Consider the following 21,841-nt stretch of genomic DNA (forward strand, 5'->3'; position numbering starts at 1 on the left):
TATATTATTGAAGGAGTGTTTTTTCACAATGACAATTATTTCTGATGTTTACGCACGCGAAGTATTGGATTCCCGCGGTAATCCAACTGTTGAAGTAGAAGTATACCTTGAGTCCGGCGCATTCGGCCGTGCTATCGTCCCTTCAGGCGCTTCCACAGGCGCATACGAGGCTGTCGAGCTTCGTGATGGTGATAAAGGTCGTTACCTGGGTAAAGGCGTTCTGAAAGCTGTTGAGAACGTAAATGAAATCATCGCTCCAGAAATCATTGGTCTAGACGCTCTTGATCAAGTTGGCATCGACAACAAAATGATCGAGCTTGACGGTACACCTAACAAAGCTAAACTAGGCGCTAACGCGATTCTAGCTGTATCCATGGCTGTTGCTCGCGCAGCTGCTGACGCTTTGGACGTGCCATTGTACGTTTACCTTGGTGGATTCAACGCGAAAACACTTCCAGTTCCAATGATGAACATCATCAACGGTGGGGCACATGCCGACAACAACGTTGACGTTCAAGAGTTCATGGTTCTGCCAGTTGGCGCTCCAACTTTCAAAGAAGCTCTTCGCATCGGCGCTGAGATTTTCCATAGCTTGAAATCCGTATTGAAAGAAAAAGGCCTTAATACTGCAGTTGGCGACGAAGGCGGGTTCGCTCCTAACTTCGCATCCAACGAAGAAGCAATCACAACGATCCTTGTAGCAATCGAAAACGCTGGTTACAAACCAGGTGTTGACGTATTCTTGGGTATGGACGTTGCTTCCACTGAGTTCTTCAAAGATGGTAAATACCACCTTGAAGGCGAAGGCAGATCCTTCACATCCGCTGAGTGGGTTGACTTCTTGGCTGCATGGGTTGATAAATACCCAATCATCACAGTTGAAGACGGTTGTTCCGAAGACGATTGGGAAGGTTGGAAATTGCTTACTGAGAAATTGGGTAACAAAGTTCAACTCGTTGGTGACGATCTGTTCGTTACGAACACTGAGCGTCTTTCCAGAGGGATCGAAGAAAACATTGGTAACTCCATCTTGGTTAAAGTTAACCAAATCGGTACACTTACTGAGACTTTTGATGCGATCGAAATGGCAAAACGCGCTGGTTACACAGCAGTTATCTCCCACCGTTCCGGTGAGAGCGAGGACAGCACAATCGCTGATATCGCGGTTGCTACGAACGCTGGTCAAATCAAAACAGGTGCTCCGTCCCGTACGGACCGTGTAGCGAAATACAACCAACTTCTTCGTATCGAAGACGAGTTGTTCACTGTAGCTCAATACGCTGGTAAAAAAGCATTCTACAACTTGAGAAACTTCAAGTAATTCTACTTCCTATTTAACTGAATAAAAATATAACGAGCAGGTGATTCAGTCACCTGCTCGTTTATGTAATCAGGGGGGCGTCGTCTGTATGAGCAACTGGGTAAAAACTATTTTATTTCTAATAGGTTCCGCGGTGCTCACGCACTGGCTCCCTTCTTCCTTTTTCCGGAACCTCGACACGATGGTACATGAGTTCGGCCATGCAGCAGCAACCTTGGCTCTGTCAGGTAAGGTCATGTATATCGAGCTGTACAGCAATCAAAGCGGTGTTACGTTATCAACGATCACGAAGTCTTGGGCGATCATCCCTGTGTCACTGGCGGGCTATATGACGGCCTCGGTGTTTGCATGGTTTCTGTTCTCGGCCTACGCAAGAGGGAAGCAGCGACTTGGCTTGCAAGTGACGGCTGCTTTATCGATCCTGTCCCTCGTTTTATTCGTGCGTAATGGGTATGGTGTCATGTTCTTGGTCGGTTTTATTATTCTAACTGTTGTGGTTCTTGCGCTTACGCCAAAGTGGCTGCGCGACTTCTATTACCTACTGCTCGCATTCTTGTGCTTGGAGGAGTCGGTGTTTGGTCCAGCTTCGCTAATCGTATATGCGTTGCAAAACAGCCGGAGCGCAGGTGATGCGAGTAATTTGGCCAATCACACTGGAGTGCCTGCGATCGTATGGGCGATCGGGTTCACGTTATTCGCGCTTTGGTGCGCGAAGCAAGCGGTGAGTGCTTTCTTAGGGCGAAGTAAGAGAGCTAGACGCGCAAGTGGACCTACTACGTTGGGATCTTATCGCGATTAGTGACGGATGCATCGTTTAGGACTGTTGGTTGTGTTCCTGGACGAACTATGTTAGAATACTTATGCTAGTTGTATAAGGCAAAGAATAGGCAATTGGGGTGCTAATATGTTAATCTTTATGAAAATTTTGTTAATCATAGCTTCGGTTGGATTAATCGCGATTGTCCTTTTACAAAAAGGGAAAAGCGCAGGCTTGTCCGGTGCCATCTCCGGTGGCGCAGAGCACTTATTTGGTAAACAAAAAGCTCGTGGTTTGGAACTATTTTTGTCCCGTGCAACAATGGGGCTTGCTGCTGCATTTTTTATTCTTTCCATTGTCGTAGCATACGTAGTGAAGGGCTAACACACATAGAACGATAACAGCAGGGGAACTATACTCCTGCTGTTTTTTCATTTTAAGCGAGTGCTTCGTATTGGAGTTGGCAGTGGGACACGGCACGAAACCAGAGGATATGAAGCGTACCGGATGGACGGATTGGTATGGGCATGTGCTGGAGAGTTTTGACGGGCTTGCAAGGAAATGCAAAAACGTGATTGTTATGGGGCATTCTATGCCAAAAAGCTAAACCGAACTCCACACTGTTAGATGAGTCATGTGCTTATACCAAGACGCCGATTCGCTGCGTAGTACGCGGATTACTGCCTCAGGTGCAAGTCCCTATATGGATAGGACAAGGAAAGAAGGATGGCGTCGTTCATCCTCGAAGTGCAGTCTTTATTCAAGAACGTACCTGTTCGCAGGTCAAACAGCTTCATTATTATGAAGAGTCCTCTCACGGTTTACTGCTGGATCAGGAGAGAGAGCGCGTCTATGCTGATATTTCTGGGTTTATCGTTTCCTTGGAAGTGGCATACTATGGAGTGAAGGAAACGGATACGGCGATAGAGAAAGCTTAGTTCAACAACAACAAGAAGGTGATATGAGTATGATAACAGACAAAGAGATTATTAGTTTGATGCAAGAAGAGGCGTATAAGCCTATGTCCTATAAAGAGCTTGAGAAGCATTTTGGGATTGGAAGTGCGAATGAGTTTAAAGATTTTATTAAAATGCTCAATCAATTAGAAGAAAGCGGTCAGATCCTAAGGAGCCCGAATGATCGTTATGGCGTTCCGGAACGGATGAATTTGGTGCGAGGCAAGCTGCAGGCTCATGCGAAGGGCTTTGCATTCCTCATTCCTGAAGATCGCGAGCACCCGGACGTATATATCAATGCGCACGACCTGAATACGGCGATGAACGGCGATATTGTTTTCGTGAAAGTAACAGCGCGCAGCCAAGGCGGCGGTCGTCTGGAAGGTGAAGTCGTACGGGTCATTACGCGGGCGAATTCGCAAATTGTAGGTGTTTTTCAAAGCCAGGAAACGTATGCCTTCGTCATTGCGGATGATAAGCGGGTGTCTCGGGATATTTTCATCCCGCAGCATGCTTTTATGGGCGCAGTCTCGGGTCAGAAGGTCGTTGTGAAGATCGTGAACTATCCAGAGGGACGGTCCGCGGCAGAAGGTGAAGTTATCGAGATCCTTGGTCATAAGGATGATCCAGGTGTAGATATTTTGGCTATTATACGTAAACACCAACTGCCTGAGGCTTTCCAAGCGGAAGTTTTGGCGGAAGCTGATGCAGCACCAGATTCGATTACGGAAGAAGAAATCATCGGGCAAGGCCGTCGTGATCTTCGTTCGAAAACCATTGTAACCATCGATGGCGAAGATGCGAAGGATTTGGATGATGCGGTTAATGTGGAGCTTTTGGAAAATGGGAATGTTCGCCTAGGCGTGCATATTGCGGATGTCAGTTACTACGTGCGGGAAGGTACTGCGCTTGATATTGAGGCCTACAATCGCGGATGCTCCGTGTATTTGACCGATCGTGTGATACCGATGCTGCCGCATCGTTTATCCAACGGGATTTGTTCCTTGAACCCTCGTGTAGACCGGTTGACGATGTCTTGTGAGATGGAATTTGACCAGGATTTGAAGGTCGTTAAGCATGATATTTTCACCAGTGTGATTAAAACTAGTGAACGGATGACCTATACGAATGTACGCAAGCTGCTGACAGGTGAAGCAGAGCCAGAAATCGTGGAGAAATATGCGTATTTAATGGAAGACTTTAAACGGATGGAAGAACTCGCAGCTAGACTGCGTTCCAGACGGATGAAGCGTGGTGCGATTGATTTTGACTTTGAAGAGTCCAAAATCCTTGTCGATGCTGACGGTAAGCCTACCGATATTGTCAAAAGAGATCGCTCCGTCGCTGAAATGATGATCGAAGAGTTCATGCTAGCCGCGAACGAGACCGTTGCCGAGCATTTCTCATGGTTGAAAGTGCCGTTCTTGTATCGGATCCATGAAGATCCGGATCCTGAGAAGCTGATGAACTTTATGGAGTTTGTCACGACGTTCGGCTATGCGATGCGAGGAGGTAAGGGCGGAGCGATCCATGCGCGTTCCTTGCAGGCGTTATTAGAAGATATCAAGGGATCTCCAGAAGAAACCGTGATTAGTAAAGTGATGCTGCGCTCGATGAAGCAGGCTAAGTATGATGCGCAGAGCTTGGGACATTTCGGCCTAGCGGCGGAGTTTTATTCTCATTTTACGTCTCCGATTCGTCGTTATCCGGATTTGGTTATTCACCGTGTCATTCGTGAAGTACTGGAGAACGGTGGAACCTTAACAGATCAGCGCCATGATTATTTAGCTTCGCGTATGAATGATATTGCACAGCAATCCTCCGAGCGGGAGCGCATTGCTGTAGACGCAGAACGTGATACTGAGGCTTTGAAGAAAGCACAGTATATGCTGGATAAAGTCGGTGAAGAGTTCGAGGGTATTATCTCGAGCGTTACGGGCTTTGGGATGTTCATCGAGCTGGATAACACGGTTGAAGGTTTAATCCGCTTGAGTGATTTAACCGATGATTACTATAATCATCATGAGAAGCAGCATGCTTTAATTGGTGAACGTACCTCCAAAATTTATCGACTTGGTGACAGCATTAAGGTACGAGTTGCTCGTGTGAATATGGATGAGCATACGATTGATTTTGAATTACTGGATATGAAGCCTCGTAAAGAGGGTGGATATAACCGCGGTGGCGGTGGGAAATTTAAAGGTGCAGGCGACTTTAAAGGGTTCCGTGGTAAGTCGGATAAAGGCGGAACCGATAGAGGCAGGGGCAGAACGGAAACAGGTAAAGGTGGAACAGGCGGTAGATCAGAAAAGGGCAAGGGCGGTTACAAAGGCAAGGGTGGCTTTGCGAAGACACAGCCTGTGGTTGGTCAAGGCGAGGGCACGAGTAAGAGCGATGCTTCTGGGAATCAAGCAACAGGAAATCAAGGTAAAAAGCGCGGGCGTGCCGATAATGGGGCTGCTCGTCGGATTGAGATGGCGGCTCGCGGGAAGTTTGAGGGTGCTGGTGGAACAGAAGGAGCAGAGCAAGGTCGTAGAAGATCTAGAGGCAGAGGGCAAGGCCAGGGATATGGTCAAGGCCAAAGTCAGGGCCAAAGTCAAGGGCAAGGACAAGGCCAAGGTCAGGGCCAAAGTCAAGGGCAAGGACAAGGACAACGTAGAGCCGAGGGCTTTACTGGAAGTGGAGATGGAAAATCGGAGAACATTGCAGGCATTGGAGCGGGCAATGGGGGCAGTTTCCAAGGGAATGCGGCAGGTGAAGGAAGGTCGCGCCGCGGCAAAGGTGGAAGCACGCCTTGGAGTGACAAACGTGGCGGCAGAGGCGGTAAGATTGGCGAAGGCGGCAGCTTGAGCCAGCGGTTGCAGGCAGTCGGCGCAGGGCGGACTGACAGCGGGGTTGGCCGCGATGGCGAAGGCAAGCGCGGCGTTTCGCTTGGCGGCGAAGCCCAAGCGGGCGGTGGCGGAGCTACTGGCGAGCGCAGTAGCGGCAGTGATTGGGCGAGCGGCGTCAACGCGCTCGCCAAGGGCGGCCGTCGTCGGAGTGACGACGGCGATGGTAGCAAGAAGCGGCGGAGATAGTCGCCGGTTCTTGCTTTTCGGGCATGATCTTGCTACAATAGGTTGCACATTGTAGCAAGATTTACCTGCATTTTAGCGTGCGGGAGGAGGATCTCACGTGGCAACTAAAAAGGCTGATGGCAAACTACTCGCCCAGAACAAAAAGGCTTCACACGACTATTTTATTGAAGATACTTATGAATGCGGTCTTGTCCTGACCGGCACGGAGATCAAATCCTTACGGGCAGGTAAAGCCAACATTGGCGACAGCTTTTCGACGATTAGGAATGGCGAAGCTTTTGTACACAATATGCATATTAGCCCTTTCGATCAAGGCAATCGCAGCAATCCGGAGGATCCAACTCGGACGCGAAAACTGCTTTTGAAAAAGGTGCAAATCGCCAAAATACTTGGCCAAGCGAAGCAAGAAGGTTACACCGTCGTTCCTTTGAAGGTGTACATCCGTAACGGTTACGCCAAGCTGCTCATTGGTATTGGTAAAGGGAAGAAGCAATACGACAAGCGTGAGTCCGCTGCGAAGAAAGACGCACAACGCGATATTCAACGCGCATTGCGTGAGAAGCAGAAGATTGCTAGATAGCTGGTAGTATTGGAAGGTAACACCTTGTCTTCCATGAACCTAGGGTTCATATTTTTCGTACTTATGGTATACTAGTAATTGTAACGAAGAGATTTCAAGTGTAACTTGGCTCTACAGCTTGTCCTTTTAACCTTCACCGTCTATGGCGGTTTCGAAGGCAATCCGGGGGTGTTCTTGGATTCGACGGGGATAGTTTGAGCGCGGGTTGCGGGTAGTGGGGCCGCGTCCACTTTAAAACGCTAAAGCCTATTAAATGGCAAAACACAAAACAACTACGCTTTAGCAGCTTAATAACCTGTTAGCGTGCTTCTACTCAGCATCGCCCATGTGACTGGGATAGGGGCTCAACTATAGTGGGATACGACGTTTGGTCTCCGCCTGGGGTCGGACGTAGGAAGACAATCAGGCTGACCCAACGCATAGCCGGTTACGGGGCGATGCTCGGGTGACATCAAAACTGTGACTACACCCGTAGATGCCTGTGTGGCAATATTTTCGGACAGGGGTTCGACTCCCCTCACCTCCATACAGAAAGAAGAAGCACCCGCTGAGGGTGCTTTTTTTCTTTTGTATAGGAAGAACCCTCTCAAGGGTTCGCCCGCGCGGGAAAAGGGGGATTTATTTGACCACCATTGGAATAGAATTAAGCAGATTAGAAAAATAAATAAAATGATTCAAGTGGACTTTTGGAAAAGTTAATTCCGAAGGAGCATTTCTGTATAATGTATGCAAACAAAGCTAACGAGAAACGCTAATTGAATGCATCTTCGAAGAATCTGTGATACGACTCGAATATATTAGTATGAGGAGACTTAATGATGAATATGGAAGAACAAGTGAATGAATTACCGGATTTGGACTCCACCTATGAACTCACGGCCAACCAAATTGCAGGATATCGGAAAAACGGGCATGTCATGGTCCGTAATGCAGCGAAATCTGAGGAAATCGCGGTATATGAGCCTATCATTACCCATTGGGTCAAAGAATTGAACTATCATGACAAGTCTATAGAGGAACGCGATACCTACGGCAAAGCGTTTATTCAAATTGGAAACCTATGGGTGAAAAGTGAGCAAATTAAACGGTTCGTAACGGCCAAACGGTTCGCCAAAATTGCGGCACAATTGATGGGAGTCAAAGCTGTCCGCCTCTATCATGACCAAGCACTGTTCAAAGAGCCGGGCGGGGGCCATACTCCATGGCACCAAGATCAAATTTACTGGCCTTTCAATTCAGATAAAATGATAACGATGTGGATGCCTCTTGTACCGATTTCCGAGCAAATCGGATCGATGATGTTCGCTTCGGAGTCCCAAAAGATGGGGTATATCAGCAAATTGGTGATTTCCGATGAGTCACACCGCACAATGGCGGAATACATAGAGAGCAAAGGGTTCGAGAAAGTGACGTACGGCGCCATGGCTGCCGGCGACGCCACTTTCCATGCCGGATGGACCTTGCACAGCGCGCCGGGCAATCCTACGGATACGATGCGGAAAGTGATGACCGTTATCTATGTGGCAGACGATGCGGTCATCGTAGAGCCGGACAGCAATGCACGGCGCAACGATTTAGCGGCCTGTTTGCCTGGGCAGAAGTCTGGCGAAACGCCATGCAGCCCGCTCAATCCGTTGCTGTACAGCGAAGATTGGGAAGCTTAATTTCGTCCCGTGTTGGACATGATACAAGCTGAAAACTCCGATTCAACGACGGTGGAAACCGCAGTAATGGGTACAGAGGCAGGTGTTCTTGGTGTGATTGCTTAAGCTTTCGATCAGGAGAAGGATTTAATATAAATGGGTAGCCCGCCACTTGGCGGGCTATTATTTTTTAGGAAAATGTTAGTTTGCTCTGGAACTGACATAAATAAAAAATCGAGTGTATTTGGTTTAGTTAGTACGCACTGGGAACAAACTAACTAAAAATGAATCGATCATTGCAATTGATCTCAATGGGGGTGACATCAGAGGGATTTATGATGAAGAAGAATGAAATGATGTCGCAAATATATGGTGTTGGCGTCGACATTGGCGGAACGAAGATAATTACTGTCATTGTAGATCATGAAGGACATGTTGTTTACCAGAAAAAGGTGAGTGCATCCGGGAATTTTGAAGCGATTTCTATGCAAATTAAGGATAGCTTACGTGAGTTTGATGTAGCGATGGATTCAGTGGCTGCGATTGGCTTTGGGGTTCCTGGTATTACGGACAGCAAAGAAGGTATTGTCATTGAAGCTCCGGCTTTCAAATGGGATCACGTCCCTTTCAAAACCGAAATTCAAAAATTTATAGATAAACCGATTTTTGTGAATAACGATGTGAATTGTGCGGCTCTAGGGGAACATTGGGTCGGTGCAGCAAAGAACTTGAATGATTTTGTAGTCATTACGATTGGAACCGGTTTAGGTAGTGCAATTGTGGCTAACGGTTCCCTGATCCAAGGCAGCGGCTATATGGCAGGAGAAGTAGGCTACCTGGTTATGAATAAAGATGTTCTCGAGAACAAGAAGAATGCTTTTGGGGAGTTCGGGTTGTATGAGAAAAAGGTTTCTGGCGTAGCGCTATCCCAGCACGGTGTTACATCACATCAACTGTTTGAGATGTATGCACGCGGCGAACAAAAGGCGATTGAGGTTATACAAGAATTCGTTACAGATTTATCGATCGGTATTGCGAATATGGTGAGTATACTAAATCCTGAAAAAGTTATTCTTGGAGGTGGTGTTTCCAGGTCGCTCCCTATGGTGCTTGATCTGATCCGCACCACGGTTGCGAGTCTTACACCAATCCCGACAACAATCGAATTGACTTCGCTTGGCGAGGAAGCAGGAGCTGTAGGCGCTGCAGCTTTTGCTCTTGAACAATTAGGCACATTATAAAGGGAGAGAATCATGAAAACGTACGTAAAGCACGATTACGATGAAATGTCTCGGCAGGCTGCCGAGCTCATTATTCAAAGTATAAATCTCAAGCCGGATTCGCTCGTATGCTTGGCTGCAGGGAATACCCCGCTTGGCACGTTTGCTTGCTTGGTGGAAGCCTGGCGGCTAGGGAAGGTGAATTTCGATCAATGCCATTTCATTAGTCTGGACGAGTGGGTTGGTCTGGACGGTTCAGATGAAGGCAGCTGCCGGCAAACATTGGATGAACATTTCTTCAGGATTTGCGGCATCAAGGAAGCAAACATTCATTTCTTTAATGGCAAAAGCGAGAATCTGCAAGCGGAATGCGACAAGATGGACGCTCGCATACAGGCTAACGGGTCTATCGACGTCTTGCTGCTAGGCGTCGGTATGAACGGCCACCTTGGTTTTAATGAGCCGAATATCAGCTTTGATCTGTACACGCACGTGATCGACCTGGATGCGGTCACGAAGCAAGTTTCGGCTAAATATTTTACCGAGCAAAGAGATGTACAACAGGGAATTACACTTGGTATCAAGCATTTGCTAGAAGCAGAGATCGTGATTGTCGTAGCGGATGGAATGAAAAAGGCAGAGATCATGCGAAAAGCAATGCACAATGAAATCACAAATGAAATTCCGGTTACAGTTTTACAGGGGCATCCGAATTTGCATGTTTGCCTCGACGAAGCTGCTGCAAGTTTAATCGAGTAATAAATTGGCGTTTTATTTTCAAAACATAAAAATGTAAAAGCGAAGGGGATTTTAACATGAAAAAAATGAAATCTTACTCCATTTTTCTTTTAACGGCTATCATGCTGACAAGCACTGTAGGCTGTGGCAAAGGCACCACGAAAGAGCAACCAGCAGGTACTGCGGCTCCTACAGCAGCAGCTTCTTCGGGGAAAGTCAGTCTGACTGTCACCTCTACCTTCAGTGATGAAACCGGCATGAAAGAAATGAGTGAGACGATCAAAGTTTTCAATGCAACACATCCTAATGTAACGATCAATTTTAACCCAAGCCCATGGGCTGATTATGCGCAGAATTTGAAACTGGCCTTTAATTCTAACTCGGGTCAAGATATTGTATATGTCGATGATATGATGCAGCAAATGCTGCAAAGCAACAACTACTTGATGGATATTTCTGCGGATGTAAAGAGCCGCGGTTGGATCGATAAAGAAACGCCCGGCGCGATCGACTTCCAAAACGCGAGAACACCTGGCAAATATTACAGTATTCCCTTCATGACAGCTCCTGTCGTTGTTTATTACAACAAAGACATTTTCAACAAATTACAGCTAACACCTCCAAAAACAATGGATGAATTCAACACCATTTTGGCAAAGGTAAAAGCTGCGGGTCTCGTTCCGATGGAAAACGGCGGCATGTCGAATGCGCCGAAGATGTGGTCTTTGTTCCAAATGCTTTACAATCAAGTTCCAATGGATGATGTAAAACGATTTTATTTCCATACAGGTGTGACACCTGCTTTTGAAAAAGGGTTTGTATCCGCACTGAACCAAATCAACGATTGGGGCAATAAAGGATACTACCGCCCAGATGATGCATCGATCACTGGCGATGCGGTGCCGACTTATTATGCAAAAGGCCAGTCTGCGATGGTTCTAGGTGGAAACTGGGATATCGGCACGTATGAAGGTACAAAAATACCGACAGGCGCTTTTGCATTCCCGCAATTTGATGCAACCAGCACAACACATACAATCATCAATCCAACAGACGGCGGCTGGGCTTTGAACGCAAAACTAAGCGACGCGAAGAAACAAGCTGCGCTTGATTTCATCGATGCGTTTATGAACCCTAATGCCATCAAAGTCTGGTATGAAAACGGAGCTACTCCTACGGTGAAGGCAGATCTGTCCGGTGCAACTGCCTCTGATCTGAAGAAAGAAGTCGACAAGTCTACTGAAGGGACGCAAATGGGATTCTACCTTGATAATGCGGTTCCGGGCTTAGGTGATATTTTAAACAAACAGATTCAATTGATGTCTCTTCATAAGAGCACTCCGGAGCAAGCATGGACTGAAATCAAAAATGAGTACGACAAGTTAGTGAAAGCGACTCAAGGTTAATAATAAATTTAAATTACAGACGTCCTTCAACCCTAGTGGATGGGAGGACGTCCATCCTATAATATGAGGCGATACTTGTGAAGCAAGAAGCCATACCATTCAAGAAGAGTAAATCGAAGCTGAAAAGGTTCGATCGGAACAATCCACTCGCGTATTTGTTCCTATTGCCTGCCTTCGCCATGGTGATTTATTTCATGCTCTGGCCGGCTATACAAACGTTTTACATCAGTATGACGAGTTGGGACGGTATTAGTCCGAAGAAGTTCGTGGGTCTTAATAATTACATCCAACTGTTTACGAGTGAACCGATGTTCTGGGAAGCCATTAAGCATACCTTGATGTGGGTTGTTGGTGGAGTCACGATACCGATTTGGGCGGGGCTTATTTTTGCGAATTTGCTGGTAAGAGGGAAGATTAAATTTGCCAAATGGTTTCAATTGGCCTTCTTTTTCCCGCAGGTCATTTCATCTGTTATTGCCGCGGTTATTTGGAAATGGATTTACGATCCGAATTTTGGACCATTAGCCGAAATTTTAAGCAAGCTAGGAATCGCTAAACCGATGACCGGCTGGCTCGGAAATCCAGACCTTGTCATGTATGCGCTGTTTGTGATTTTCTTGTGGGGAAGCTACGGCTACACAACGATGATTTTTACGGCTGCATTGCAGAACGTGGATTCACAATTATATGATGCTGCCAACATTGACGGCTGCGGGCCCTTGGGGCAATTCCGCCATGTAACGATTCCGGGTCTACGTCAGACGATCACGACGATTATTATTTTGATGACGATCGGTTCTTTCAGCGTTTTTGATATTGTAATGGCTACAACGAAGGGCGGACCAGGATATAGCTCCTACGTTATTTCGTATTACGTGTATACCCAAGGCTTTATCGTAAACCGTTTGGGCTTCGCGGCTGCGGCTTCTATGATGTTGACACTGTTCATCCTCATCGTCTCCAGAACCATTATTTTTATCAGGGAAAGGGATTAATGAGTCTATGACCAAATTTCCGTTCGTTCAACGTGCAATCATCTATGTCATCATGGCTTGCGCAGCTTTGTTAACGATAAGTCCTTTTTTACTGGTGCTGACTACTTCGCTGAAAACCAAGGCTGAAATCTATACGAACGGTCCATTGGCACTGCCGGAGATGTTGCATTGGGACAATTATTCACGTATTTGGCAAGTGGGGAATTTTGTTGGCTATTTTAAAAATAGCGTCATTGTCACCCTTATCGTTGTCGTGTTTGTCGTCATCTTTTCAGTGCTCGGTGCTTATCCGTTTGCGCACATGAAATTTAGAGGCAAAGGGATTTTATTTCTGATCATCCTTTGGGGACTTACGGTTCCTATGGATTTACTCATTATCCCATTGTTCAACAATTTAAAATCGGTCGGTTTGCTGAATACGCTTTGGGCATTGATATTGCCGCAAATTGCGATGAACATTCCGTTTTCTATTTTTCTATTAAGAGGGTTCATGAGAGATATTCCACATGCCTTGCTAGAGTCGGCACGCATGGATGGTACGACTGAGTTGCAAAATCTGTACTTGATTCTGTTGCCGATGCTCTATCCGCCAATCGTTTCTCTGATTGTTTTCACAGCGATCGGGGCGTGGAATAACTTCATGCTACCGACAATTCTCATTCAGAATGATTTACTTAGAACGCTGCCTGTAGGATTGAATTATTTCCAAACGAAATTCACCATGGATTACACGATGATCGCCACCGCAGCAGTGATTTCGGCCTTACCAACGGCTATTGTTTATATGATTTTCCAACGGAATATTATTTCTGGTGTGATGGTAGGGGCTTTGAAGGAGTAGATCAGCTAAAAATTTAAGGAGATGAAGTCGATTGAAAAAGATGAAAATTGCATTAATCGGAGCTGGAAGTGTTTCATTCGCCCTAGGGGCGTTACAGGATATTGTGCTGTCACCACGGTTGAAAAACGAGGTGGAACTTGATATCGCACTTATGGATATAGCAGAGGAAAATGTGAACCGAACTTATAAGTATGCGACAGAAATGTTCGCTTCCTTTTCCCATCCGGCAAACATCTGGCAGACAACCGATTTGGAGGACGCGCTCCGCGATGCTGATTTTACAATTGTTGCGATTGAGGTCGATCGATATTTCTATTGGTCTCAAGATTTCCACATCCCTCGTCGCTACGGCAGTAAACAAATTTATGGCGAAAATGGCGGACCGGGCTCCATGTTCCATACACTTCGCAACTTAGGCCCGATGCTTGAAATTGCACGCATGATGGAAAAAGTATGTCCGAACGCCTGGTTCATCAATTATACGAACCCGGAAGCGAAATTGGTAGAAGCCATTTCCAAATTGACTTCCATTAAGATCGTAGGCCTATGTCATGGTCTGGATATGGGCGTTCATCAATTGTGTGAATTTTTGGAAATGAAACCGGAAGAAGTCGGCTTCGAAGGAGGCGGCTTAAACCACTTTGGCTTCTTCACTAAAATTTGGGATAAAGCGACTGGCCAAGATCTGTACCCGCTTTTCCGTGAAAAAGAGCAAAAGGCCAATCGTATGGCACAGTTTGACCACATTGCTTTGTCCAGAACAATGTACCAAATTTACGGCTACTATCCATACCCAGGAACAAATCACTGCGGAGAATATATCTCCTATGCGACAGATTTCTACGCAGGATTGGCGCTGCAATACCGTTACGACCCGATGCGCGAGCAGTTGTGGAAAAAAGACTCGAGAACACCGGATTTCGTCTACTGTGCGAACGGCAACAGCTTGGAAAGAGGACTGTACGAGCCTGTTCAAACGCAGGAGACGTGGGTTAATCAAGCTTATACGTTTGATAAAGAGAAAGTAAAATGCAGTCAAGAATACGCGATTCCGATTATCGAAGCGATTTTCTTTGACGATGAAATTCAAATCAATGCAGTTAATTTGCCGAATAAGGGCGCGATCAAGGGTCTTCCTGATGATATGGCTGTTGAGACACAGGCTATCGTCAATGGACAAGGCATTACTCTTAAGCCGATGACAGTGGAACTACCGACAGCGGTTATCGGAACGATCCACATTCAAGGCTCGATTCATAAGCTTCTGCTTGAAGCATTTGTTGAAAAGTCCAAAACGAAGTTGCTGCAAGCAATTCTGTTGGATCCTCAGGCGCCAACGTATTATCAGGCTTGCGCGATGATTGATGAGATGTGTGAGTTGCAGAAGGATCTCCTGCCTGCTCTCGAGTGGAAATAGAGGCGTAACTGGCGGTCAACTACGAAATGAGAGGCTTGAACATGGATAATAATCAATTGAAAGAGCTCCTTCAGTCGATGACGCTGAAAGAGAAATTCGGGCAGCTCAGTCAAATTACCGGTGAGCTCTACGTGGGGAAAGTCGATCAGGAAATGGTGGAAACTGGACCTGAGTATTCGCGGGAAATTCTTGAAGGTGAGACTCTCTATACGATAGGCAGTGTAATTGGTGCTTCCAGCGCGATGATGACCAATCGTATTCAGTCCGAATATTTGAAGAAGTCCAGGCTGAAAATTCCGCTTCTCTTTATGCATGACGCGATTCATGGCTACAAGACGATTTTCCCGATTCCTTTGGGGCTGTCTTGTACGTGGGATGAGCAAATTTTGCAACAAGTTGCGGCAGATACCGCATCCGAGTTGCGTGCTTCTGGTATCCATGTTAATTTCTCGCCGATGGTGGACCTTGTTCGGGATTCCAGATGGGGGCGAGTGATGGAATCGTTCGGCGAGGATCATCTGTTATCTGGTAATCTAGGCAAGGCGATGATTAAGGGGTATCAGAAGGTTCAAGAAGGACAAATCTCTCCAGCTGGTGTTGCAGCTTGCTTGAAGCACTTTGCCGCTTATGGTGCGGGCATTGGCGGAAAAGATTACAACGCGGTTGATATGTCCATGAGGGAATTCTATGAATACTTTGGTAAACCGTATGAGATTGCCCTGAAGGAACAACCGAAGTTCGTCATGAGCTCATTTAATTCGTTTAATGGTGTTCCAGTTACGGCCAGCCGGGTGATGTTAAAAGACATTTTGAGAGAAAAGTATCAATTCAACGATTTGCTCATTTCGGATTGGGGCGCTGTTACAGAGTTGCGAAAACACCGTGTCGCTCAGGATGGCAAGGAAGCGGCTGAATTGGCCCTAAACGCAGGTGTCGATATTGAGATGGTCTCTACTTTATACTTAGAGAACTTTGAAGCGATTATCGAGCAGCAGCCGACATTGCTGAAAGATGTAGATGCTGCGGTCCTAAAAGTGTTGCAACTCAAGAATGAGTTGGGTCTCTTTGAAAACCCATTTGCCGACGAGGCTCTGGAACCGACGGTTATTTTGAATGCTAAGTTGCTGGAGGCTGCAGAAGAAGCGGCCCGCAAAAGCTGTGTGTTGTTGAAAAATGAAAACGACAGACTGCCTTTGCGCGAGGAGCACAAAAACATCGTCCTCGTTGGACCGTTTGCTCGCACGAATGAGCTGCTCGGCAATTGGGCTTGCAAAGGAAGCTTCAACGATGTCGTGACGCTGTCGGAGGGACTGAAGCGGACGGATGATTCGCTTGTGGTCAATGCATATGAAACGCTAGAGGAGTGCCCGAAGGATGTACTAGATCGTTGCGATTATATCATCGTAGCCATCGGGGAACATTGGGGACAAAGCGGCGAGGGACATAGCAGCGTCAATATCGAACTGCTAGAACAGCAACAGCGACTGATTCGAGCTGTAAAAACAACGAAACTACCTTACGCGTGCGTCTGCTTTTCAGGCAGGCCGTTAGCACTTCAGGATATTATTGACGATATCCCAGCTCTGCTGTGGTGCTGGTATCCAGGAACACGGGCTGGCGCGGCCATTGCGTCACTTCTTATCGGCCAAGCAACACCAACGGGTAAATTGACGATGTCGTTCCCGCGTTATTCGGCTCAGGCGCCGATTCACTACAACGAGTACAGCTCAGGACGCCCGGCCAATGCATCCAGTTATAGCAGCAGGTATCAAGATTGTGAGATCGGACCGCTGTTCCCTTTCGGACATGGGTTGACCTACACGGGAGCGACGTACTCGGATTTAACGATATCAGGTCGTAAGATTTCAGAAGATCAGGATCTAAGGTTGTCTTTTACGGTGCATAATCCAAGCCCTTATGATTATTCGGAAATTGTGATTGTGTATATCCAGGATTTAATATCTAAGGCGGTTCGTCCAACTCGCGAAATGAAAGCCTATCAGGTCGTTCGGGTTCCAGCCCATGGAACGGTTGCGGTTGAACAGTCCATTACCTTGGAAGATCTTAAATACTTCAATGCCGATTTGCAGTGGACGGTTGAACCAGGAGGCTTCGAGATCTACGTAAATAGCCTGGAGCATCCAGTGTTTACGATAGAGTATTGAGCCAGTACTGGTACTGTGCGATTTTCACTAATAAAAGGTTGATTGTGTAGATCAATGCCATAAAAAACTACAGAAGTTTTAAAGTTTTTTTACACATAAGTACACACTTCAGCATTGAAATTAAGATCGATGGTTCTGATCAAGTATCCTTTGATTTGAGTAAAGATAAGAAACCCATGACGTACAAATCGAATTCAAACAACGAGACTATGATGAGACAATAAATGTTATAAGTTGGCGCCCTTTGCGGGCGCTTTTTTTTTACCTAAATGATGGTTTATAACTTGCAAGCCTCTATTTCCGATTCGGCAGCAACCGCGTCGCAATTCCAATTCGATTCCAGCTATTCATGGCCTTGATGGCCATAATCAGCACCATGAATTGCCGCACTAAGTCTCTTGTATGGGAGTCAATGCAGTAAGAACAGCCGTTTATCTGAGAGGACCTTAGTTTAAATTGATTTTGGTAATTATCTTTTAGACAATGGATGGTCATTTTTTGTGACAAAAATAATCGTTGCGAAAAATTGTAGAGAATGAACTTGCGCAGCTGGAAAATTTAGTATTTGATTGCTATACTGAGTTTGCATTTGTCACTTAGAGGGGGGAATATTGTGAAAATAGACTTCCAAACGGTGTATACCACATTTTATTCTTATCTAAAATCGGTGGCTTACCATATACTTGGGTCGGTATCGGATGCCGAAGATGTTGTTCAGGAACTGTTTTTGGACGTTCACGACAAGCTGGATACGATTGAGCATATGAAGACTTATCTGACGCGCGCTACGACGAATCGGTGCCTGAACATACTTCAATCAGCAAGGAAGAAGCGGGAGGTATACCCTGGAACTTGGCTGCCAGAGCCAACATGTGAGGTTTGGCAGCAGCCGCATCAGTTGGCGGAGCACCGTGAATCGTTATCTTATGCTTTTATGATCATGCTTGAGCAGTTGGAACCGGTGGAAAGAGCTATTATTGTCATGCGGGAGGCTTATGATTATCCTTATACTGAGATTGCTCAACTGTTGGAGAAAGAAGAGGCCAACTGCCGTAAAATCTACAGTCGTGCGAAAAAGAAACTGGATCCGGATCGCTTAAAAACATCAACTAGCCAAGGGCAACTGGCGTCGCTCGTTGAACAGTTTGTGACAGCGTTTCAGCGCGGGGACTCGTACACGTTGGTTCGGTTGTTGACGGACACCTCGTTACTAGTATCCGATGGGGGCGGGAAGATACGCACAGCTATCAATCCGATCTATGGCAGGGAGAGAGTGGTGTCTTTTTTGGTTGGAGTTTCCGCCAAGCGGTATATGCATCTGGCGTATAAAATGGCTATTTTGAACGGACAGCCAGGTGTGGTGTTTTATGAGGAAGAGAATCCGGTTGCTTTGATGATGCTGGAAATGGAGTCACAGGGTTCTGTTTTCCAAAGTCTGTATTTCGTTATTAACCCAGATAAAATCCAACTGGGGCAGAGTTATCTAAACAGCAGCCGCGGTAACCAAGTCTTACAGGCCCAATCCGAATAGGAGTGGGTCTATTCTTTCTGTTATGTTCTTGTATGTTATCGTTGACAATCCTATCAATTTTGGATACGTTGGTAAAGCTGTTGAAACTAACTGTCTATACGAATAAAGCCAATAAATATACGATAAACGTGAGGGGATATTATGCATTTAGCCGAATTACAGAAAGACGTTGAACATTTCAGTAAAGCCAAAGGTTTCGATAAATCATCCATTGAACAAAGGGCATTATTCCTAGTAACTGAGGTTGGTGAAGTCATGAAGGAAGTTCTGAAGATCTCCTATCACCCTCAAGCAGAAAATATTTCTGAGGTTAAAAAGGATTTAGGCTTGGAATTGTATGATGTGATTTGGAATATCTGCGATCTGGCGAATAAGCTGGACATCGATCTCGAGAAAGCAGCCGAAATGAAGATGGAAATAAATAAAACTAGAACATGGGGTCGACAATAGAGGGGAAGTTATAAGAGCGGATTGTGAATGAGGTTCACAATCCGCTCTTATTTTATTTGAGACAAAGAATATGTTTGGGAAGAATGTGACTGGAAACGTGTTGCGCAATAGCTTTAGCAAACAATGGGGGGACTGCATTTCCAATCATTCGTCTCACTTCAGTCCAATTACCAAAGAAAATAAAATTATCTGGAAATGATTGACACCTCGTTGCTTCGCGTATTGTAAAAGATCGTGTATTTGTAGGATGAACATTTCTGCATCCTGAGATCATGTTGAAATTCGTACTAATGGTAGAGCAAGGTTCATCCCAGTTGATTCTTTTATAAGTTGTATTATAACCACTCGGTGGTCTTAAAGCGGGATCTTCATTGTCATGTGCACTGTAACCTTCTGGAGTAGCTTTGAGCCATGTTATGACATGGTTAGGATGCTCGATGGAGAAATGTAATGGATCGTCTTTGGAAGCTTGACCAGACTCAAGTTCTTCAAGGTCATCTACAGCGACTTTAAATGTGACAAGGTTCTTAGTTTCTGGAAATAAGGAGAGCAGCTGCGTGTGTTGATGAGTTGCCATTGGATGTTCAAATGTTGTAATGCCAGTATGTTTATTAACGGCGATGAGAATGACGCGTTCGCGAGACTGTGGAACCCCATAGTTTTGTGCATTCAATTCTTTGTAAGAAACATGAAAGCCTATTTCCTCTAAATTTTCAACAAATCGATCAATGAAAAGGGCACCATTGGGATCTTTCATTGAAGTCATTAAGCGTACATTTTCGAAAACTAACAAATCTGGTTCAAGAATTTGCGCGATTCTTAAATAATCATTAAATAATTCGTTTCTTGCATCATCCGGGTCCCGTTTACCGGCAAGACTAAAGCCTTGGCAGGGTGGACCTCCAAATAGTACATGAACATGCCCGAAAGTTTCTTTCCACTGTTTAATTTCTTCGTTTGTAATCAATGTAACATCAGTCCCTAAACAGGTACTGTTTGGGAAATTGGCTTGATACACATTGCGGGCATGGTCATTAATTTCGACATGACCCACTAAATTAAACCCTGCTGCTTTAAAACCTAATGATAATCCACCACATCCAGCAAAGAGCGCGATAGCTTTAGGTTTATCATGAATAATATCTACTGTTGCTGTCACATATGGCTCTAATTCCTTTAAGCTAGCTAGATAATCAGCATTTTCTTCGCTTGCTGGTTGACGGTTTACTACTTTGGAGAATAGTTGTGTATACGTTTCAGGATCAGTTATTTGTGGAACTTTTTTCTTGGATGTACCCATCTTATGGACAAATGTTTTCTCGTTTAATCGCATTTCTCCTTGATTGACTCTATGTTCAGTTTCTTCGATGATTTCTTTCATAAACGTAAATTGTTCTTCGTTTGGTTGGTTCTTGTCGAGTTCCCAGGCAGAAATAATGGACTGAGTGATACCCGTTGCTTTTGCTAGTTTGGCTTGACTCATTTGTATKGCATTTCTTAAATCCCTGATTTGTTTCCCGTAGGTGGATAGAGTCATAAAATTGTTATACTCCTTCTATATCTGGTTTAGCTCGTAGGGTTGGTTTCATAGTGTGATCTTAGGCTATACCAAGAAGCACCCACCTCTAAGGTGGTATGTAGTTCACTAACGTTGTGATATACTCTTTCTAAGATCTGATAAATTGGCAAAGGTGAATATATGGATAAAATAAAGTTCATTAAAGAAAATTGGGGCAAACTCAAGCACGATGAAATGACAGAAATTACCACTTTAAATCTAGGTGAGCTTCTAAAAATAGCATTCGATCAAGAGCTGTATCAAAGAACACCTCTGAATAATAAGCGTTCACCATACACGGATTTTGAAGATGAATTCATACGGAATTACAGTCAAGAGTTAACTCTTGATGAAATGGCTAATATTTTGTATAGGCCTCGCCTAGGAGTATATCAAAGATCAAGACTGTTAAGTGTTAAAACCCCTGTAAAGTTTAAGCGAAAAAGAAAAACCATGTTATAAAATGATAATCATTTATCCTCTATAAGCAACGTGTTGAATCTTCTTTAATTTCCCCTTTTCGTTTCTACTTCTATTATAACTCATACTGAAGCTTGGTAATATAATAAAGGGTTACCTTGAAGGCGGTTGAACAAGCTACCTGAGGGTAATCCTTTTACTTTACCAACATTGAGCCACCACGGACAAAAAAGTGGCGGATCAATTGTCTAAGATTGTGCCGACGGTTTTTCTCTATGAAGTGAAGGTGGATGTTTGGAATGACTGGTCGGGCGTGATGACGAAGTTCGGCGAAATGCTTGGGCAGGAGGATGTTGCCAAGAAAGCGATCGATAAGTTCTCTGCCACGTTCGCTCATGCGAAGGATCAGATTAAAGGCGTGGAAGGAACGGTTGCCTACGCTCAGGTTAGAGAGAAAACGATGTGGCTGCAAGGCACCCAATATTCCGGTCATTACTATGAGCCGCTGGGTCTGAAGCCGCCGGAGCAAGCGAATGGAGAAGGCGTAGAGCTTAGTCTCGAAGGCTTAACCAAGATCAATCCAGATTAAAAGCACCCGAGAGGGTGCTTTTTCTTTTGGCTATGTTAAATCTTAATGTTGTTTTTAGCCCCAAAAGAAAACCGTCCTTTGAAAAGGCGGTTAATTTAACTATCGTTTCCCTATTGTTTACTGAAGTACCCGACTGTTGAATAACAACTCTTACTTTATTTAATTGGTACAAATAAC

At 45.3% G+C, this 21,841-nt stretch carries 21 protein-coding genes and 1 other RNA gene; 19 read left to right on the forward strand and 3 right to left on the reverse strand.

Annotated elements, in window-relative coordinates; genetic code table 11:
• The first annotated feature begins 28 nt into the window (after positions 1 to 28).
• From eno to AC1DVJ_RS21625, 15 genes are all read left to right on the forward strand, one after another.
• Entirely contained in the window at positions 29 to 1,321 is a 1,293-nt protein-coding gene (gene eno, locus AC1DVJ_RS21555; RefSeq protein ID WP_477593218.1) for a phosphopyruvate hydratase, read from the forward strand.
• Between the two features lie 88 nt (positions 1,322 to 1,409).
• Positions 1,410 to 2,120: a M50 family metallopeptidase gene (locus tag AC1DVJ_RS21560; protein WP_477593219.1), complete on the forward strand. Its 711-nt coding sequence runs from the start codon at positions 1,410 to 1,412 to the stop codon at positions 2,118 to 2,120.
• A 105-nt stretch (positions 2,121 to 2,225) separates the two neighbouring features.
• Complete coding sequence (gene secG / locus AC1DVJ_RS21565) at positions 2,226 to 2,462, forward strand: preprotein translocase subunit SecG (RefSeq protein ID WP_477593220.1); 237 nt, start codon at positions 2,226 to 2,228, stop codon at positions 2,460 to 2,462.
• Positions 2,463 to 2,653: 191 nt separating this feature from the next.
• Positions 2,654 to 3,016, forward strand: a complete 363-nt coding sequence (locus AC1DVJ_RS21570) for an alpha/beta hydrolase (protein ID WP_477593221.1) — start codon at positions 2,654 to 2,656, stop codon at positions 3,014 to 3,016.
• A gap of 29 nt (positions 3,017 to 3,045) precedes the next feature.
• Positions 3,046 to 6,111 carry a ribonuclease R gene (gene rnr, locus AC1DVJ_RS21575; protein WP_477593222.1) on the forward strand — a complete coding sequence of 1,022 codons (3,066 nt, stop codon included), beginning with the start codon at positions 3,046 to 3,048 and terminating at the stop codon, positions 6,109 to 6,111.
• A gap of 97 nt (positions 6,112 to 6,208) precedes the next feature.
• Positions 6,209 to 6,691, forward strand: coding sequence for an SsrA-binding protein SmpB (smpB, locus tag AC1DVJ_RS21580; protein WP_057310204.1), 483 nt, complete (start codon positions 6,209 to 6,211; stop codon positions 6,689 to 6,691).
• Positions 6,692 to 6,855: 164 nt separating this feature from the next.
• Positions 6,856 to 7,220: a transfer-messenger RNA gene (gene ssrA / locus AC1DVJ_RS21585) on the forward strand.
• Between the two features lie 289 nt (positions 7,221 to 7,509).
• Complete coding sequence (locus AC1DVJ_RS21590) at positions 7,510 to 8,355, forward strand: phytanoyl-CoA dioxygenase family protein (protein WP_477593223.1); 846 nt, start codon at positions 7,510 to 7,512, stop codon at positions 8,353 to 8,355.
• Positions 8,356 to 8,672: 317 nt separating this feature from the next.
• Positions 8,673 to 9,575, forward strand: coding sequence for an ROK family protein (locus tag AC1DVJ_RS21595; protein ID WP_477593224.1), 903 nt, complete (start codon positions 8,673 to 8,675; stop codon positions 9,573 to 9,575).
• A gap of 12 nt (positions 9,576 to 9,587) precedes the next feature.
• Complete coding sequence (locus AC1DVJ_RS21600) at positions 9,588 to 10,313, forward strand: glucosamine-6-phosphate deaminase (protein ID WP_477593225.1); 726 nt, start codon at positions 9,588 to 9,590, stop codon at positions 10,311 to 10,313.
• A 56-nt stretch (positions 10,314 to 10,369) separates the two neighbouring features.
• Positions 10,370 to 11,698: an ABC transporter substrate-binding protein gene (locus AC1DVJ_RS21605; protein WP_477593226.1), complete on the forward strand. Its 1,329-nt coding sequence runs from the start codon at positions 10,370 to 10,372 to the stop codon at positions 11,696 to 11,698.
• Between the two features lie 77 nt (positions 11,699 to 11,775).
• Positions 11,776 to 12,693, forward strand: coding sequence for a carbohydrate ABC transporter permease (locus AC1DVJ_RS21610; RefSeq protein ID WP_477593227.1), 918 nt, complete (start codon positions 11,776 to 11,778; stop codon positions 12,691 to 12,693).
• Between the two features lie 7 nt (positions 12,694 to 12,700).
• Positions 12,701 to 13,534 carry a carbohydrate ABC transporter permease gene (locus AC1DVJ_RS21615; protein WP_477593228.1) on the forward strand — a complete coding sequence of 278 codons (834 nt, stop codon included), beginning with the start codon at positions 12,701 to 12,703 and terminating at the stop codon, positions 13,532 to 13,534.
• A gap of 40 nt (positions 13,535 to 13,574) precedes the next feature.
• The gene (locus AC1DVJ_RS21620) at positions 13,575 to 14,951 is read left to right on the forward strand and encodes a family 4 glycosyl hydrolase (protein WP_477593237.1); all 1,377 of its coding nucleotides are present in this window, start codon (positions 13,575 to 13,577) and stop codon (positions 14,949 to 14,951) included.
• Positions 14,952 to 14,992: 41 nt separating this feature from the next.
• On the forward strand, positions 14,993 to 17,116 hold the full coding sequence (locus AC1DVJ_RS21625) for a glycoside hydrolase family 3 N-terminal domain-containing protein (RefSeq protein ID WP_477593229.1): 2,124 nt from the start codon (positions 14,993 to 14,995) through the stop codon (positions 17,114 to 17,116).
• A 294-nt stretch (positions 17,117 to 17,410) separates the two neighbouring features.
• Here AC1DVJ_RS21625 and AC1DVJ_RS21630 read toward each other — a convergent pair whose 3' ends face one another.
• Positions 17,411 to 17,611 (reverse strand): carboxymuconolactone decarboxylase family protein, encoded by a 201-nt coding sequence (locus AC1DVJ_RS21630; RefSeq protein ID WP_477593238.1) that lies wholly within the window; start codon positions 17,609 to 17,611, stop codon positions 17,411 to 17,413.
• 118 nt (positions 17,612 to 17,729) lie between these two features.
• On the opposite strand from AC1DVJ_RS21630, the gene AC1DVJ_RS21635 reads away from it, so the two are divergent.
• Positions 17,730 to 18,647: a sigma-70 family RNA polymerase sigma factor gene (locus AC1DVJ_RS21635; protein ID WP_477593230.1), complete on the forward strand. Its 918-nt coding sequence runs from the start codon at positions 17,730 to 17,732 to the stop codon at positions 18,645 to 18,647.
• Between the two features lie 141 nt (positions 18,648 to 18,788).
• On the forward strand, positions 18,789 to 19,097 hold the full coding sequence (locus AC1DVJ_RS21640; RefSeq protein ID WP_477593231.1) for a MazG nucleotide pyrophosphohydrolase domain-containing protein: 309 nt from the start codon (positions 18,789 to 18,791) through the stop codon (positions 19,095 to 19,097).
• A gap of 52 nt (positions 19,098 to 19,149) precedes the next feature.
• Here AC1DVJ_RS21640 and dcm read toward each other — a convergent pair whose 3' ends face one another.
• Positions 19,150 to 20,634, reverse strand: coding sequence for a DNA (cytosine-5-)-methyltransferase (gene dcm, locus AC1DVJ_RS21645; RefSeq protein ID WP_477593232.1), 1,485 nt, complete (start codon positions 20,632 to 20,634; stop codon positions 19,150 to 19,152).
• Positions 20,635 to 20,796: 162 nt separating this feature from the next.
• Here dcm and AC1DVJ_RS21650 point away from each other — a divergent pair, with 162 nt between their 5' ends.
• Both AC1DVJ_RS21650 and AC1DVJ_RS21655 read left to right on the forward strand, forming a co-directional pair.
• Positions 20,797 to 21,117, forward strand: coding sequence for a hypothetical protein (locus AC1DVJ_RS21650; protein WP_477593233.1), 321 nt, complete (start codon positions 20,797 to 20,799; stop codon positions 21,115 to 21,117).
• Positions 21,118 to 21,319: 202 nt separating this feature from the next.
• Positions 21,320 to 21,664, forward strand: a complete 345-nt coding sequence (locus AC1DVJ_RS21655; RefSeq protein ID WP_477593234.1) for an ABC transporter substrate-binding protein — start codon at positions 21,320 to 21,322, stop codon at positions 21,662 to 21,664.
• Here the strand turns inward: AC1DVJ_RS21655 and AC1DVJ_RS21660 are convergent.
• A partial coding sequence (locus tag AC1DVJ_RS21660; RefSeq protein WP_477593235.1) for a hypothetical protein occupies positions 21,651 to 21,841 on the reverse strand: 191 nt, incomplete at its 5' end. The two genes, AC1DVJ_RS21655 and AC1DVJ_RS21660, sit on opposite strands and share 14 nt — an antisense overlap.

This window comes from Paenibacillus sp. P4_A9 (assembly GCF_056402415.1).

What these genes read in the sequence shown, in the direction of transcription:
- eno (WP_477593218.1), top strand. Translation starts at nt 29, where the DNA reads ATGACAATTATTTCTGATGTTTACGCACGCGAAGTATTGGATTCCCGC.
- AC1DVJ_RS21560 (WP_477593219.1), top strand. Translation starts at nt 1,410, where the DNA reads ATGAGCAACTGGGTAAAAACTATTTTATTTCTAATAGGTTCCGCGGTG.
- secG (WP_477593220.1), top strand. Translation starts at nt 2,226, where the DNA reads ATGTTAATCTTTATGAAAATTTTGTTAATCATAGCTTCGGTTGGATTA.
- rnr (WP_477593222.1), top strand. Translation starts at nt 3,046, where the DNA reads ATGATAACAGACAAAGAGATTATTAGTTTGATGCAAGAAGAGGCGTAT.
- AC1DVJ_RS21590 (WP_477593223.1), top strand. Translation starts at nt 7,510, where the DNA reads ATGAATATGGAAGAACAAGTGAATGAATTACCGGATTTGGACTCCACC.
- AC1DVJ_RS21595 (WP_477593224.1), top strand. Translation starts at nt 8,673, where the DNA reads ATGAAGAAGAATGAAATGATGTCGCAAATATATGGTGTTGGCGTCGAC.
- AC1DVJ_RS21600 (WP_477593225.1), top strand. Translation starts at nt 9,588, where the DNA reads ATGAAAACGTACGTAAAGCACGATTACGATGAAATGTCTCGGCAGGCT.
- AC1DVJ_RS21605 (WP_477593226.1), top strand. Translation starts at nt 10,370, where the DNA reads ATGAAAAAAATGAAATCTTACTCCATTTTTCTTTTAACGGCTATCATG.
- AC1DVJ_RS21615 (WP_477593228.1), top strand. Translation starts at nt 12,701, where the DNA reads ATGACCAAATTTCCGTTCGTTCAACGTGCAATCATCTATGTCATCATG.
- AC1DVJ_RS21620 (WP_477593237.1), top strand. Translation starts at nt 13,575, where the DNA reads ATGAAAATTGCATTAATCGGAGCTGGAAGTGTTTCATTCGCCCTAGGG.
- AC1DVJ_RS21625 (WP_477593229.1), top strand. Translation starts at nt 14,993, where the DNA reads ATGGATAATAATCAATTGAAAGAGCTCCTTCAGTCGATGACGCTGAAA.
- AC1DVJ_RS21630 (WP_477593238.1), bottom strand. Translation starts at nt 17,611, where the DNA reads ATGACCATCCATTGTCTAAAAGATAATTACCAAAATCAATTTAAACTA.
- AC1DVJ_RS21640 (WP_477593231.1), top strand. Translation starts at nt 18,789, where the DNA reads ATGCATTTAGCCGAATTACAGAAAGACGTTGAACATTTCAGTAAAGCC.
- AC1DVJ_RS21650 (WP_477593233.1), top strand. Translation starts at nt 20,797, where the DNA reads ATGGATAAAATAAAGTTCATTAAAGAAAATTGGGGCAAACTCAAGCAC.